The sequence below is a fragment of the Enterobacter sp. KBR-315C3_2022 genome (genome assembly GCF_041399425.1).
In the GTDB taxonomy this organism is placed as follows: domain Bacteria; phylum Pseudomonadota; class Gammaproteobacteria; order Enterobacterales; family Enterobacteriaceae; genus Enterobacter.
In genome coordinates, this window is record NZ_JBGKEB010000008.1 from 19,652 (window position 1) to 34,936 (window position 15,285).

A 15,285-nucleotide genomic window follows, 5' to 3' on the forward strand; every position below is an offset into this window, starting at 1 on the left:
AGTATAAAAAAGCAGGCTATTTCGGCAATACCGTTAAGACTTGCATACCCAGGAGCTTTACCTTGACTATTTCCAGGATTTCCCGTCTGGCGTTGGCGTTCGCCTTTGGCGCGACGTTATCTGCATGCAGCTCAACACCTCCGGACCAGCTGCCTTCCGAGCAGGTTGCGCCGGGCACCGCCTCACGCCCGATCTTATCCGCGGGTGAAGCGAAAAACTTCACGCAGGCGCACTACTTTACGGCGATGGATCCTAACGCCGCGCCGTGGACCCCTTCTTCTATTAACCTGCCGAAGCAGCCTGACTTCGTGGTTGGCCCGGCAGGCGCGCAGGGCGTGACGCACACCTCGATTCAGGCGGCGGTAGATGCAGCCATCACCAGGCACAGCGCATCGCGTCAGTACATCGCGATCCTGCCGGGTGAATACGAAGGCACCGTGTACGTTCCGGCCGCGCCGGGCAGCATTACCCTTTACGGCGTGGGCGAAAAGGCGATCGACGTGAAGATTGGCCTGGCGATTGATTCCGAGATCGACACCAACACCTGGCGTCATCTGGTGAACCCGGCCGGTAAATACATGCCGGGCAAACCGGCGTGGTATATGTTCGACAACTGCCAGAGCAAGCGTAACGCAACGGTAGGCGTGATGTGCTCCGCGGTGTTCTGGTCCCAGAATAACGGCCTGCAGATGCAAAACCTGACCATCCAGAATACCCTGGGCGACAGCGTTGACGCGGGCAACCATCAGGCCGTGGCCCTGCGCAGCGACGGCGACAAGGTGCAGATCAACAACGTGAACATTCTGGGCCGCCAGAATACGTTCTTCGTGACCAACAGCGGCGTGCAGAACGCGCTGCAGAACAACCGTCTGACCCGCACGCTGGTGACCAACAGCTACGTTGAGGGCGACGTTGACCTGGTGTCCGGCCGCGGCGCGGTGGTGTTTGATAACACCGATTTCCGCGTGGTGAACTCCCGCACCCAGCAGGAGGGCTACGTGTTCGCTCCGGCAACGCAGTCCAACCTGTTCTACGGCTTCCTCGCCGTGAACAGCCGCTTCAACGCGGCGGGTGACAACGTTGCACAGCTGGGCCGCTCGCTGGACGTGGATTCTGCCACCAACGGCCAGGTCGTTATTCGCGACAGCGTCATTAACGAAGGCTTCAACACGGCAAAACCGTGGGCCGATGCCGCCATCTCCAAGCGTCCGTTCTCCGGCAACACCGGCACGGTGGATGACAAAGATAACGTCCAGCGCAACCTCAACGACGCTAACTTCAACCGCATGTGGGAATACAACAACCGCGGTTTAGGCAGCAAAGTGGTTGCAGAGCCGAAGCAGTAAGCTGATTTGCCGGGTGGCGGCTTCGCCTTACCCGGCCTACAGGCATAAAAAAACCTCGCGATGGCGAGGTTTTTTGTTTTAGGCCACTCAGTGCGCGTTAACCACCACCCACATTGGCCCCTGGCCGACGGCGTAGCGCCCCTTCTCTTCCAGCAGGCCCTGCGCGCCCTTTATTTCGTACAGCGCAACGTGGTGGGATTTCTGCCCCGCCGCGATCAGGAATTTCCCGCTGTGGTCGACGTTGAAGCCGCGCGGCTGGGTTTCCGTCGGCTGGAAGCCTTCAACCGCCAGCACGCTGCCGTCTTCGGAGACGCTGAACACGGTGATCAGGCTGGAGGTGCGGTCGCAGGTGTACAGATGGCGGCCGTTCGGCGTGATGTGGATATCCGCCGCCCAGCGGGTGTCGGAGAAGTCAGACGGCATCATGTCCAGCGTCTGCACGCACTCGATCTGGCCGTTAGGATCTTTCAGCTCCCACACGTCGACCGAGCTGTTCAGTTCATTCACCACGTAGGCGTACTGCTGGTTGGGGTGGAAGACCATATGGCGCGGTCCCGCGCCCTCAACGGTGGTCACTTCCGCCGGGGTTTGCGCCACCAGGTGGCCGTCGTCGCTCAGGGTAAACAGGCAGATGCGGTCCTGCTTGAGCGCGGGCACCCACAGCGTGCGGTTATCCGGGGAGATATTGGCAGAGTGGCAGCCTTCCAGCCCTTCCACCACGTCGACCGTCTCAACCGGAATACCGTCGACAAGGCGGGTCACGCTGACGCAGCCGGCGTTGTAGGAGCCGCTAAAGACAAAGTTGCCCCGGCGGTCGGTGGAGACATGGGTTGGGCTTCCCGGCAGCGGCGCTTCCGCGGCGTAGGTCAGCGCGCCGTCGTCCGGGGAGATGCGGTAGGCCAGCACGCGAAACTCCGGGCGTACCCCCACGTACAGGAAACGTTTATCCGGGCTGATAACCATCGGCTGAACCTGCCCGGGAACATCAACAACCTGAACCAGCGTGAGCGAACCTTCGGCATTCAGGCGCCAGACGTGGATCTGCTGGCTTTCCGGGCTGGCGGTGTAAACGGTTTGTTTCATGAATACTCCTTTCCTTACTGCGCGTGAAAGTGATTATTTTTAACGGTGAATGCTGAATTTTAGCCAGGAATTGTGCAGCCATTTACTCTGGGTGTAACATCCCCTGAAACCTAAAATTCAACATTAACCCGGATGAACAAATGACCTCGCGTGTGATTGCACTGGATTTAGACGGAACACTGCTTACCCCTCAGAAAACCCTTCTCCCCTCTTCTCTTGAAGCGCTAAAGCGTGCAAAAGAAGCGGGATATCAGCTCCTGATCGTCACGGGTCGACATCACGTTGCCATTCATCCTTTTTATCAGGCACTGGCGTTAGATACACCTGCAATTTGCTGCAACGGCACCTATTTGTATGATTATCAGGCAAAAAAGGTTCTGGATTCCGATCCGCTCCCCGTCACGCAGGCGCTTCAACTAATTGATTTGCTGGATGAGCACGACGTTCACGGCCTGATGTACGTCGACAAAGCGATGGTGTACGAGCGCCCGACCGGCCACGTGATCCGCACCAGCAACTGGGCGCTTTCCCTGCCGGAAGCGCAGCGTCCGGTCTTTACCCAGGTCTCCTCCCTGCGCCAGGCGGCCCGGGACGTGGATGCGATCTGGAAATTTGCCCTGACGGACGAAGACACCGCGAAGCTGAATACTTTCGCGAAGCACGTCGAGCAGACGCTGGGCCTGGAGTGCGAATGGTCCTGGCACGATCAGGTGGATATTGCCCGCAAAGGCAACAGCAAGGGCAAGCGCCTGACGCAGTTCGTTGAGTCTCAGGGAGGGTCGATGCAGGACGTTATCGCCTTTGGGGACAACTACAACGACATCAGCATGCTCGAAGCCGCCGGAACGGGCGTGGCGATGGGCAATGCCGACGACGCGGTGAAAGCGCGCGCTGACGTGGTGATTGGCGATAACACCGCCGACAGCATCGCGCAGTTCATTTATACCCGCCTGCTGTAATCAGGTGGTTATCGAGACGCTCTTAATCTGCGCGTAAAGCCACTGGCCGGGTTTGATATTCAGCTCGTCCCTGGCCCACGGGCTGATGCGCGCCCAGAGCGTCTTGACCCCAACCTCCAGCTGCACGTCTACCTGCCCGTTGTTGTCGAAGCATTCCGCCACCCTGGCGCGCAGCACGTTGCGAATGCTGGTTTGTACCGGCGGCTGAAGCACCAGAGAGACGTCCGACGCCTGAATGCGGATGCGCAGCGCCGAATGCAGCGGCTCGTCAATCCTGTTCACCCACAGATGCTGATCGCCGAGCGCCAGCGCGGTCATCGCGTAGTGCGGATGGTGCTCAAGCACGCTAACTTTCAGAATGCTGCTCTGCTGATCCTTCGGCAGCCACGGGTGCATCACGCTGCTGCCCCAGACCTCTTCCAGTTTGCCGAACGCCTTCACGCTGCCCTCTTCGAGCACCAGCACGTTGTCCGCGAGGTGCAGAATTTCATCCAGCGAATGGCTGACGTAGAGCATCGGAATATTGATCTCGCGGGCCAGACGCTGGAGGTACGGCAGCAGCTCGCGCTTGCGGGGAATATCAAGCGAGGCCAGCGGCTCGTCCAGCAGCAGCAGCTCCGGCGCGGTCAACAGCGCGCGGCCAATCGCCACGCGCTGCTTTTCACCGCCGGAAAGGGAGGACGGCAGCCGCTCGAGCAGAGGGTCGATCCCCAGCAGCGCCACCAGCTTGTCAAACTGACCGGCCATGCTTTTCGCCATGCCGTAGCGCAGGTTGCCGCGCACGCTGTAGTGCGGAAACAGGCGCGCGTCCTGGAACACATAGCCAATGCGGCGCTTGTCCGGCGAAAGATAAACCTTCTTCTCCACGTCGCTTAGCACGCGGTTGTTCAGAACGATGCGCCCCGCCTGCGGGCGCGTCAGGCCGCTAATGGCGTTGATGAGCGAGGTTTTTCCCGCGCCAGACACGCCAAAAATGGCCGTGATCCCGCTGGCGGGCAGCGTTTCGTTAATTGTCAGGCAATGGTTGCCCAGCGTCTGGGTGAAATTAAGTTCCAGCATCGTTATTTCCCCATCCGTTCACGGCTCAGGCGCGCCAGCCATTCAGAGACCAGCAGCGAGATCAGCGCCAGCACGATGGAGATAATGCACAGCCGCGCCGCCGCGCCCTCGCCGCCCGGCGTTTGAATCAGGGTATACATTGCCGACGGGATGGTTCGCGTTTCGCCGGGAATGTTGGAAACGAAGGTAATGGTCGCGCCAAATTCCCCGAGCGAGCGGGCAAAGGCGAGCACCGTGCCAACGATGATGCCCGGCAGCGTCAGCGGGAGCGTGATGGTGAAAAACACCCGCCAGCGCCCTGCGCCCAGCGTGCGGGCCGCCTGTTCGAGCTTGATGTCCACGCCTTCCAGCGCCAGGCGAATGGCGCGCACCATCAGCGGGAACGACATTACCGCCGCGGCCAGCACCGCGCCGCGCCAGCTGAAGGCGAACGTCAGGCCGAACCAGTCATAGAGCTTTTCGCCGATGAAGCCGCGCCGCCCCATGGAGATGAGCAGCAGATAGCCGACCACAACGGGCGGTAAAACCAGCGGGAGGTGAAGCACGCTGTCCAGAAGGGCTTTGCCCGGAAACCGACAGCGAACCAGCAGCCAGGCAAAAAAGATCCCAAAGGGCAAACTCACTGCGACGGCCAGGGAAGAGACTTTAAGGCTCAGCAGTACTGCCTGCCATTCGGGATCGGTCAATATCATTCGTGAGTCGTAAATCCGTAACGTTTAAAGATTGCAGACGCTTCTGGCCCTTTCAGATAATCATAGAAGGCCGTCACCGCCGCATTTTTATGTCCATCAACAATCGCCACAGGGTATTCCACTTTTTTGTGGGAATCTTCCGGGAACGTCCCGACCACTTTAACCCCTTTGCTGGCAACGGCGTCGGAGCCGTACACAATGCCCAGCGGAGCCTCGTTACGCTCAACCAGCGCCAGCGCGCCGCGCACGTCCTCGGCCGGAGCCAGCTTAGGCGATAAGGTTTCCCACGCGCCGAGCTTTTGCAGCGCTTCTTTCGCGTAGATACCCGCCGGAACGTGTTCCGGATCGCCAACCGCCAGACGTCCGCCGTTCAGCAGGCCGATCCAGTTAGTTTGCTTGTTGATGGCGATATCAGCCTGCGCGCTGCTTTTCGGCGCAACGACCACCAGGCTGTTGCCCAGCAGCGTTTCGCGCGTTGCCGTATCAACCGATTTTTTGTCCGCCGCGTAATCCATCCACTTCTGGTCGGCAGAGATGAACAGATCGGCCGGCGCCCCCGCTTCAATCTGGCGCGCCAGGGTTGAAGACGAGGCAAACGAGGAGACCACCTCGACGTTCTTCTCTTTCTTGTAAACGGCGGCGATGTCCTGCATGGCGTTTGTCAGCGACGCGGCGGCAAAGACCGTGATTTTACCTTCATCCGCCAGCGCGTGCCCGGCTAAAGTGAATGTCAGCGTTGCCCCGGCGAAGAGGCGTACCCATGTACGTGCCATTTGATGCTCCTGTGCGTTACGTTATATACGCCTAAATATAACGGTTATTTCAAGGACATCCCAGCGTTTAATCGTACCGATTAATGAGTAACGGGCGGAACTAAGAATACTATCGGCGAGGGGAGAAAAAACTTAAGAAGCAAAACGCCCGGACGAGCCGGGCGTTTTGTAGGGAATTATTGCTGCTTTTTAGGCTGGTCGCGGTGACCAATGTTCGAAAACAGGTTGAACACTTCACCCAGGCCGTAGATGGCACCGAGGATGATAGCCATCACGACTGGCACCATGATCACTGCGAATACCAGACTTTTCAACAACTCTAACATGGTTTTCTCCAGATAGTGTGAAGGGCGTATTCTACCCTGAAACGTAATAAAAACATCCCCTTTTGTGCGGTGCGCTTTGCGCCTGCGGTCATTTGGGTCACAATAGGCTTTTTGCCAGGACACCGTTATGCAGGCCGAAATTCTCCTCACGTTACGCCTTCAGCAGAAGCTTTTCGCCGATCCGCGACGCATTGCCCTGCTTAAACAGATAGAACAAACCGGCTCAATTAGCCAGGGGGCGAAAAACGCCGGCATCAGCTACAAAAGCGCGTGGGATGCCATCAACGAGATGAACACCCTGAGCGAACACACGCTGGTCGACCGTGCGACCGGCGGCAAAGGCGGCGGCGGCGCGGTGCTGACACGCTACGGCCAGCGCCTGATTCAGCTCTACGATCTGCTGGCGCAGATCCAGCAGAAGGCCTTTGACGTGCTCAGCGATGACGACAATATCCCGCTGGACAGCCTGCTGGGCGCCATCTCCCGCTTCTCCCTGCAGACCAGCGCGCGCAACCAGTGGTTTGGCACCGTCACCGCCCGCGACAATTCCCAGGTGCAGCAGCATATCGACATCCTGCTGGCCGACGGCACCACCCGCCTGAAGGCCGCCATCACCGCGCAAAGTGGCGAGCGCCTGGGCCTTGATGAGGGCAAAGAGGTGCTGGTGCTGCTGAAAGCGCCCTGGGTCAACATCACCCTTCAGCCCGAGCGCGCGGGCGAGGCCGATAACCAGCTGCGCGGGGCGATTAGCCACATTGAGCGCGGCGCGGAGCAGTGCGAAGTGCTGATGACGCTGCCGGACGGGCAAACGCTTTGCGCGACGGTGCCGGCAAGCGAGGCGAGCGAACTGGCAGAAGGCGCGGTGGTGACCGCATATTTCAATGCCGATCGGGTCATTCTTGCCACATTATGCTGAGCGCATTGACAATCGCGCCGACAGTGATTATTCCTGATGTTCTTTGCTGCAAAAAATGGGATAGATCATGTCATCATTGCATATTTCGCAAGGCACGTTTCGTCTTAGCGATACCCGAACGCTGACCCTTGCAGAATTAACGCTGCGCGCGGGCGAAAGCTGGGCCTTCGTCGGCACCAACGGCAGCGGAAAATCGGCGCTGGCCCGCGCGCTGGCCGGAGAGCTTACCCCGCTGAAAGGCGAGCGCCGGTGCGGCTTTTCCCGCGTTACGCGCCTCTCCTTCGAACAGCTGCAAAAGCTGGTCAGCGACGAGTGGCAGCGCAACAATACCGATTTGCTCAGCCCTGGCGAAGAAGACACCGGCCGCACCACCGCCGAGATTATTCAGGATGAAATCAACGATCCCGCTCGCTGCCGCCAGCTGGCGGAGCAGTTTGGCATTACCGCCCTGCTCGACAGGCGCTTTAAGTACCTTTCTACCGGCGAAACGCGAAAAACGCTGCTCTGCCAGGCGCTGATGGGCCAGCCGGAGCTTCTTATTCTGGATGAACCTTTTGACGGGCTGGACGTGCAGTCCCGCGCCCAGCTGGCGTCCCTGTTAGAAACGCTTAACCAGCAGGGCCTTACCCTCGTGCTGGTGCTCAACCGCTTCGATGAGATCCCCGCCTTCGTACAGCACGCGGGGGTGCTGGCGGACTGCAGCCTGACCGAGGTCGGTGAAAAAAACGCCCTGCTCCAGCAGGCGCTGATTGCCCAGCTGGCGCACAGCGAACGGCTGGACGGCATAACGCTCCCCGAGCCGGACGCGCCGTCTGCCCGCCACGGGCTCGATCCCAGCCGGCCGCGCATCGTGCTGCGCGACGGCGTGGTCTCCTATGACGATCGACCCATTCTGAATACGCTGAGCTGGACGGTGAACCCCGGCGAGCACTGGCAAATCGTTGGCCCTAACGGCGCGGGAAAATCCACCCTGCTCAGCCTGATTACCGGCGATCATCCGCAGGGCTACAGCAACGACCTGACGCTGTTTGGCCGCCGTCGCGGCAGCGGCGAAACCATCTGGGATATCAAAAAACACATTGGCTACGTCAGCAGCAGCCTGCATCTGGACTACCGCGTCAGCACCACGGTGCGCAACGTCATTTTGTCCGGCTATTTCGACTCCATCGGTATTTATCAGGCGGTTTCGGATAAGCAGCAGAAGCTGGCGCAGCGGTGGCTGGATATTCTGGGTATGGACGGCCGTGTCGCGGACGCGCCGTTCCACAGCCTCTCCTGGGGCCAGCAGCGGCTGGCGCTGATCGTTCGCGCGCTGGTAAAACATCCGACGCTGCTGATTCTGGACGAGCCGCTTCAGGGGCTGGACCCGCTGAACCGCCAGCTGATCCGCCGCTTTGTTGACGTGCTGATCGGCGAAGGGGAAACCCAGCTGCTGTTTGTTTCTCACCATGCGGAAGACGCGCCTTCCTGCATTACCCATCGGCTGGAGTTCGTGCCCGACGGCGAGCGCTACCGCTATCTATTAAGCAAAATCGATTGACCCGTGGAGGGCGCCGCCCTCCGCTTTTCAGACAACCTGCAGCATTGCATCCCTATCCCCTTGATCCACAACGCTTCCTGGCAATCTGAAATGCGATTTGCGAAGCGATGTAAACGATTCCACTATTTTATCCCATGTCACACTTTTGACGACTCTGTTATGCTATGGTTAATACATACCATAAGCCCAATGGAGCGAAAAATGCGAGTTCTGGTAACAGGTGGTAGCGGTTACATTGGTAGTCATACCTGCGTTCAGCTGCTGAAAAACGGTCACGATGTCATTATTCTCGACAACCTGTGCAACAGTAAGCGCAGCGTGCTGCCTGTGATTGAACGTCTTGGCGGTAAGCAACCGACCTTCGTCGAAGGCGACATTCGCAACGAAGCGTTGATGACCGAAATCCTTCACGACCACGCTATTGAGGCGGTGATCCACTTCGCGGGCCTGAAGGCGGTCGGCGAGTCGGTAGCTAAGCCGCTTGAGTATTATGACAACAACGTGAACGGGACGCTGCGCCTGATCTCCGCAATGCGCGCGGCAAACGTCAAAAACTTTATCTTCAGCTCTTCCGCCACCGTCTACGGCGATCAGCCCAAAATTCCTTACGTCGAAAGCTTCCCGACCGGCACGCCGCAAAGCCCCTACGGCAAGAGCAAGCTGATGGTAGAGCAAATCCTGACCGATCTGCAAAAAGCCCAGCCTGAATGGAGCATCGCGCTGCTGCGCTACTTCAACCCGGTTGGCGCACATCCGTCAGGCGATATGGGCGAAGATCCGCAGGGCATCCCGAACAACCTGATGCCGTACATCGCGCAGGTGGCCGTGGGCCGCCGCGAGTCGCTGGCTATTTTCGGCAACGATTATCCCACCGAAGACGGCACCGGCGTGCGCGACTACATCCACGTGATGGATTTGGCCGACGGCCACGTCGCGGCGATGCAGCAGCTGGCGGACAAGCCTGGCGTACACATTTACAATCTTGGTGCCGGTGTTGGCAGCAGCGTGCTGGACGTCGTAAACGCCTTCAGCAAAGCCTGCGGCAAGCCGGTGAACTACCACTTTGCGCCGCGCCGCGATGGCGACCTTCCGGCGTACTGGGCCGATGCGACCAAAGCGGATAAAGAGCTGAACTGGCGCGTCACCCGTACGCTGGACGAGATGGCGCAGGATACCTGGCACTGGCAGTCTCGCCATCCTCAGGGCTATCCGGACTAAGGATCCGTCATGACGCAATTCAACCCCGTCGATCACCCGCATCGTCGCTTTAACCCGCTTAGCGGGCAATGGATTTTAGTTTCTCCGCATCGCGCCAAGCGCCCCTGGCAGGGGGCGCAGGAGACGCCTGCAAAACAGACGCTGCCGCAGCACGATCCGGACTGCTTCCTCTGCCCGGGCAACACGCGCGTCACCGGTGACGTTAACCCGGACTACAAAGGCACCTACGTTTTCACCAACGATTTTGCCGCGCTGATGACGGACACGCCGGACGCGCCGCAAAGCGACGACCCGCTGATGCGCTGCGAAAGCGCGCGCGGCACCAGCCGCGTGATCTGCTTCTCGCCGGACCACAGCAAAACGCTGCCGGAGCTGAGCGTCGACGCGCTGAAGGAGGTGGTCAGCACCTGGCAGGCGCAAACGGCGGAGCTGGGCCAGAGCTACCCGTGGGTGCAGGTGTTTGAGAACAAAGGCGCGGCGATGGGCTGCTCCAACCCGCACCCGCACGGTCAAATCTGGGCGAACAGCTTCCTGCCTAACGAAGCCGAACGCGAAGACCGCCTGCAAAAAGCGTACTTCGCGGAAAACGGCTCGCCGATGCTGGTGGATTACACCCGGCGCGAGCTGGCCGACGGCAGCCGTACGGTTGTTGAAACCGAGCACTGGCTTGCCGTGGTGCCCTACTGGGCGGCCTGGCCGTTTGAAACGCTGCTGCTGCCGAAGGCGCACGTGAAGCGCATTACCGATCTCAGCGACGCGCAGCGCGACGATCTGGCGCTGGCGCTGAAAAAGCTGACCAGCCGCTATGACAACCTTTTCCAGTGCTCTTTCCCCTACTCCATGGGCTGGCACGGCGCGCCGTTCAACGGTGAAGAGAATCAGCACTGGCAGCTGCACGCCCATTTCTATCCGCCGCTGCTGCGTTCGGCAACGGTGCGTAAATTTATGGTGGGCTACGAAATGCTGGCGGAAACCCAGCGCGACCTGACGGCAGAACAGGCCGCAGAGCGTCTGCGCGCCGTCAGCGACGTCCACTATCGCGAATCAGGAGCCTAATAAATGAGTCTGAAAGAGAAAACACAATCCCTGTTTGCTGAAAAATTCGGCTACCCTGCCACCCACGTCATTCAGGCCCCCGGCCGCGTTAACCTGATTGGTGAACACACCGACTATAACGACGGCTTTGTGCTGCCCTGCGCCATTGATTACCAGACGGTCATCAGCTGTGCAAAGCGCGACGACCGCAACGTCCGCGTCATTGCGGCGGATTACGACAACGAAATCGACGAATTTTCGCTCGACGCGCCGATCGTGACCCACGCCGACCAGCAGTGGTCTAACTACGTGCGCGGCGTGGTGAAACACCTGCAAAAGCGTAACAAGAACTTCGGCGGCGCAGACCTGGTTATCAGCGGCAACGTGCCGCAGGGCGCGGGCCTGAGTTCGTCCGCCTCTTTAGAAGTTGCCGTCGGCACCGTGTTCCAGCAGCTGTATCATCTGCCGCTGGACGGGGCGCAGATCGCGCTGAACGGCCAGGAAGCGGAAAACCAGTTCGTGGGCTGCAACTGCGGCATTATGGACCAGCTGATCTCCGCGCTGGGTAAGAAAGAGCACGCGCTGCTGGTTGACTGCCGTACGCTTGGCACCAGGGCCGTTCCGCTGCCGAAGGGCGCTGCCGTCATTATCATCAACAGCAACTTCAAGCGCACGCTGGTGGGCAGCGAGTACAACACCCGCCGCCAGCAGTGCGAAACCGGCGCGCGCTTCTTCCAGCAGCCCGCCCTGCGCGACGTCTCGCTTGATGAATTTAACAAGGTGGCGCACGAGCTGGATCCGGTTGTGGCGAAGCGCGTTCGTCACGTGCTGACGGAGAATGCCCGTACCGTTGAAGCCGCGTCCGCGCTGGCAAAAGGCGATCTCAAACGCATGGGCGAGCTGATGGCGGAATCCCACGCCTCGATGCGCGATGATTTTGAAATCACCGTTCCGCAAATCGATACCCTGGTTGAAATTGTCAAAGCGACCATCGGCGAGAAAGGCGGCGTGCGCATGACCGGCGGCGGCTTCGGCGGCTGCATCGTGGCGCTGGTGCCGGAAGAGCTGGTTCCCGCCGTTCAGGATGCGGTGGCGAAACAGTACGAGGCCAAAACCGGTATCAAAGAAACCTTCTACGTTTGCAAAGCATCACAAGGAGCCGGACAGTGCTAAACGAAACGCCTACCCTCGCACCGGACGGACTGCCGTATCGCCTGTTAACCCTGCGCAACGGCGCGGGGATGGTGGTTACCCTGATGGACTGGGGCGCCACGCTGCTTTCCGCACGCGTGCCGATGCCCGACGGCAGCGTGCGTGAAACCCTGCTCGGCTGCGCGTCGCCGGAGCAGTATATCGAGCAGTCCGCTTTTCTCGGCGCGTCCGTTGGCCGCTACGCCAACCGCATCGCCAACAGCCGCTTTGAGCTTGACGGCGTGAGCTACGCCCTCACGCCGAGCCAGGGTGAAAACCAGCTGCACGGCGGGCCGGAAGGATTTGATAAGCGCCGCTGGCGTATCGTCCAGCAAAACGACGGCGAGGTGATTTTCTCCCTCGATTCGCTCGACGGCGATCAGGGATATCCGGGCAACCTTACCGCGACCGCATGCTTTGCGCTGAGCGAAGATAACCGCATTCGCATTGAATACCGCGCGAAGGTCGACAGGCCGTGCCCGGTTAATCTGACCAACCACGCGTACTTCAACCTCGACGGCAGCCAGTGCGACGTGCGTAACCACAAGCTGCAGATTCTGGCCGACGCCTACCTGCCGGTGGACGAGACGGGCATTCCTTATCAGGGGCTAAAATCGGTCAGCGGCAGCAGCTTTGATTTCCGCAGCGCAAAACCTATCGCCCAGGATTTCCTGAGCGACGACGATCAGCGCAAAATGAAGGGCTACGACCACGCCTTCCTGCTGCAGGCGAAAGGCGATCTCTCCGCGCCTGCCGCGCACGTCTGGTCTGCCGATGAGAAGCTGCAGATGACGGTCTACACCACGGCTCCTGCCCTGCAGTTTTACTCCGGGAATTATCTCGGCGGTACGATTGCCCGCGAGCACGACGAGTACAGCGACTGGCAGGGCATCGCGCTGGAAAGCGAGTTTCTCCCGGACAGCCCAAATCACCCGGAATGGCCGCAGCCGGACTGCGTGCTGCGCCCGGGCGAAGAGTACGTGAGCGTCACCGAGTATCATTTCATTCCGCGGGCCGAATAGCGAAGCGTCATCCGGCATAAAAACCAGGCCCTCATCGCGAGGGCTTTTTTTCTGCTCGCCCTGCTGAAAATAGCGCCGATCGCAGACAAAATCATAACCCTGGATTCACAAGCACCTTACACTCAGGAACTATTTTCGCTATGGTTAGGGGTAAGCGTTGCCGCTGGCACCGTCACGGCAATATAATGAGAATTGTTATCATTCTAAAAATGCTTGAGGAGTAAGAGATGGCTATTACTAAGCTGGTACTGGTGCGCCACGGCGAAAGCCAGTGGAACAACGAAAACCGCTTCACCGGTTGGTACGACGTTGATCTGTCCGAGAAAGGCGTGAGCGAAGCAAAAGCAGCGGGCAAACTGCTGAAGGCTGAAGGCTTCAGCTTTGATTTTGCTTACACCTCCGTGCTGAAACGTGCCATCCACACCCTGTGGAACGTGCTGGACGAGCTGGATCAGGCATGGCTGCCGGTTGAAAAATCCTGGAAACTGAACGAGCGCCACTACGGCGCGCTGCAGGGCCTGAACAAAGCCGAAACCGCTGAAAAATACGGTGACGAGCAGGTTAAACAGTGGCGTCGCGGCTTTGCGGTGACCCCGCCAGAGCTGACCAAAGACGACGAGCGCTACCCGGGCCACGATCCGCGCTACGCGAAGCTCACCGACGCCGAGCTGCCAACGACCGAGAGCCTGGCGCTGACCATCGACCGCGTTGTGCCTTACTGGAACGAAACCATTCTGCCACGCCTGAAAAGCGGCGAGCGCGTTATCATCGCCGCTCACGGTAACTCCCTGCGCGCGCTGGTGAAATACCTGGACAACATGGGTGAAGACGAAATCCTCGAACTGAACATCCCAACCGGCGTACCGCTGGTGTATGAGTTCGACGAAAACTTCAAGCCAATCAAACATTACTATCTGGGTAACGCCGACGAGATCGCAGCGAAAGCGGCGGCGGTAGCGAACCAGGGTAAAGCGAAGTAATTTTCGCAGGCATAAAAAAAGCGCGGAGCCTTCCGCGCTTTTTTATTTCCCGCAGCAGCCCTAGCCGCGACGCGCTTTTACCGCGTTCGCCAGCTGGCGCAGCAGGCTGTCGGTATCGTCCCAGCCGATGCAGGCGTCGGTAACGCTCTTACCGTAGACCAGCGGCTCGCTGCCTTCCAGGTTCTGGTTACCTTCCACCAGATGGCTTTCAATCATCACGCCGATGACCGCCTTTTCCCCGCCGGCAATTTGCTGGCAAACGTCCGTACCCACGTCCATCTGCTTTTTGAACTGCTTGCTGGAGTTGGCGTGGCTGAAGTCGATCATCACCTGCGCCGCGAGACCGGCTTTTTCCAGCCCTGCTTTCACTTCCGCGACGTGTTTTGCGCTGTAGTTCGGCTCTTTGCCGCCGCGCAGGATGATGTGGCAGTCGCCGTTCCCGCTGGTGTTCACAATGGCAGAATGGCCCCACTTGGTCACGGAGAGGAAGCAGTGCGGCGCGCCCGCCGCGTTGATGGCGTCAATCGCCACCTTGATGGTGCCGTCGGTGCCGTTTTTGAAGCCAACCGGGCAGGAGAGGCCGGACGCCAGCTCGCGGTGTACCTGAGATTCCGTGGTGCGCGCGCCGATTGCGCCCCAGCTCATCAGGTCCGCCAGGTACTGTGGCGTAATCATGTCCAGGAACTCACCGGCCGCCGGAAGGCCGCTGTCGTTAATTTCCAGCAGCAGCTTGCGCGCAATGCGCAGGCCGTCGTTAATCTGGAAGCTGTTATCCATGTGCGGGTCGTTAATTAACCCCTTCCAGCCGACCGTGGTACGCGGCTTTTCGAAGTAGACGCGCATCACGATTTCCAGCTCATCCTTTAGCTCTTCACGCAGGGTAAGCAGGCGGGCCGCGTACTCTTTTGCCGCGGCCGGATCGTGAATTGAGCACGGACCAATCACCACCAGCAGACGATCGTCACTCCCTTTCAGGATCTTGTGGATCGCTTTGCGCGCGTGGGACACCGTGTTTGCCGCATTTTCCGTGGCGGGGAATTTTTCAAGGAGTGCTACAGGAGGTAATAACTCATTGATCTCTTTGATGCGTAAATCGTCGTTCTGATAATTCATCTTCTTTCCGGCTCTGCCATATATTTAGTAAT

Annotated in this window: 15 protein-coding genes; 9 read left to right on the plus strand and 6 right to left on the minus strand. The window is 59.3% G+C overall.

Going from position 1 to position 15,285, the window contains the following annotated elements; genetic code table 11:
* Positions 1–62 precede the first annotated feature (62 nt).
* Entirely contained in the window at positions 63–1,346 is a 1,284-nt protein-coding gene (locus tag AB8804_RS10315) for a putative acyl-CoA thioester hydrolase (protein WP_371185656.1), read from the plus strand.
* 87 nt (positions 1,347–1,433) lie between these two features.
* Here the strand turns inward: AB8804_RS10315 and pgl are convergent, their stop codons facing one another.
* Entirely contained in the window at positions 1,434–2,429 is a 996-nt protein-coding gene (gene pgl, locus AB8804_RS10320) for a 6-phosphogluconolactonase (RefSeq protein WP_371185658.1), read from the minus strand.
* A 140-nt stretch (positions 2,430–2,569) separates the two neighbouring features.
* Here pgl and AB8804_RS10325 point away from each other — a divergent pair, with 140 nt between their 5' ends.
* Complete coding sequence (locus AB8804_RS10325) at positions 2,570–3,388, plus strand: pyridoxal phosphatase (RefSeq protein ID WP_371185660.1); 819 nt, start codon at positions 2,570–2,572, stop codon at positions 3,386–3,388.
* Here AB8804_RS10325 and modC read toward each other — a convergent pair whose 3' ends face one another.
* The 4 genes from modC to AB8804_RS10345 all read right to left on the minus strand — a co-directional run bounded on the left by modC (position 3,389) and on the right by AB8804_RS10345 (position 6,238).
* Positions 3,389–4,447 carry a molybdenum ABC transporter ATP-binding protein ModC gene (gene modC / locus AB8804_RS10330; RefSeq protein WP_371185662.1) on the minus strand — a complete coding sequence of 353 codons (1,059 nt, stop codon included), beginning with the start codon at positions 4,445–4,447 and terminating at the stop codon, positions 3,389–3,391.
* A gap of 2 nt (positions 4,448–4,449) precedes the next feature.
* A complete protein-coding gene (gene modB, locus AB8804_RS10335; RefSeq protein WP_371185665.1) occupies positions 4,450–5,139 on the minus strand; it encodes a molybdate ABC transporter permease subunit in 690 nt (229 codons plus the stop codon).
* A complete protein-coding gene (modA, locus tag AB8804_RS10340) occupies positions 5,136–5,912 on the minus strand; it encodes a molybdate ABC transporter substrate-binding protein (protein WP_371185667.1) in 777 nt (258 codons plus the stop codon). Before modA ends, modB begins: the two co-directional genes overlap by 4 nt.
* 176 nt (positions 5,913–6,088) lie before the next feature.
* Entirely contained in the window at positions 6,089–6,238 is a 150-nt protein-coding gene (locus AB8804_RS10345) for an AcrZ family multidrug efflux pump-associated protein (RefSeq protein ID WP_112011446.1), read from the minus strand.
* Between the two features lie 127 nt (positions 6,239–6,365).
* On the opposite strand from AB8804_RS10345, the gene modE reads away from it, so the two are divergent.
* The 7 genes from modE to gpmA all read left to right on the plus strand — a co-directional run bounded on the left by modE (position 6,366) and on the right by gpmA (position 14,140).
* Complete coding sequence (gene modE / locus AB8804_RS10350; protein ID WP_371185670.1) at positions 6,366–7,154, plus strand: molybdenum-dependent transcriptional regulator; 789 nt, start codon at positions 6,366–6,368, stop codon at positions 7,152–7,154.
* A 67-nt stretch (positions 7,155–7,221) separates the two neighbouring features.
* Positions 7,222–8,694: a molybdate ABC transporter ATP-binding protein ModF gene (gene modF, locus AB8804_RS10355; RefSeq protein ID WP_371185672.1), complete on the plus strand. Its 1,473-nt coding sequence runs from the start codon at positions 7,222–7,224 to the stop codon at positions 8,692–8,694.
* 201 nt (positions 8,695–8,895) lie between these two features.
* Complete coding sequence (gene galE, locus AB8804_RS10360; protein ID WP_371185675.1) at positions 8,896–9,912, plus strand: UDP-glucose 4-epimerase GalE; 1,017 nt, start codon at positions 8,896–8,898, stop codon at positions 9,910–9,912.
* A gap of 9 nt (positions 9,913–9,921) precedes the next feature.
* Positions 9,922–10,968 (plus strand): galactose-1-phosphate uridylyltransferase, encoded by a 1,047-nt coding sequence (galT, locus tag AB8804_RS10365; RefSeq protein ID WP_371185677.1) that lies wholly within the window; start codon positions 9,922–9,924, stop codon positions 10,966–10,968.
* Positions 10,969–10,971: 3 nt separating this feature from the next.
* Complete coding sequence (gene galK / locus AB8804_RS10370) at positions 10,972–12,120, plus strand: galactokinase (RefSeq protein WP_371185679.1); 1,149 nt, start codon at positions 10,972–10,974, stop codon at positions 12,118–12,120.
* On the plus strand, positions 12,114–13,160 hold the full coding sequence (galM, locus tag AB8804_RS10375; protein WP_371185682.1) for a galactose-1-epimerase: 1,047 nt from the start codon (positions 12,114–12,116) through the stop codon (positions 13,158–13,160). Before galK ends, galM begins: the two co-directional genes overlap by 7 nt.
* Positions 13,161–13,387: 227 nt before the next feature.
* Positions 13,388–14,140: a 2,3-diphosphoglycerate-dependent phosphoglycerate mutase gene (gpmA, locus tag AB8804_RS10380; protein ID WP_112011453.1), complete on the plus strand. Its 753-nt coding sequence runs from the start codon at positions 13,388–13,390 to the stop codon at positions 14,138–14,140.
* Between the two features lie 60 nt (positions 14,141–14,200).
* Here the strand turns inward: gpmA and aroG are convergent, their stop codons facing one another.
* Positions 14,201–15,253, minus strand: a complete 1,053-nt coding sequence (aroG, locus tag AB8804_RS10385; RefSeq protein ID WP_371185685.1) for a 3-deoxy-7-phosphoheptulonate synthase AroG — start codon at positions 15,251–15,253, stop codon at positions 14,201–14,203.
* Between the last annotated feature and the right edge of the window lie 32 nt (positions 15,254–15,285).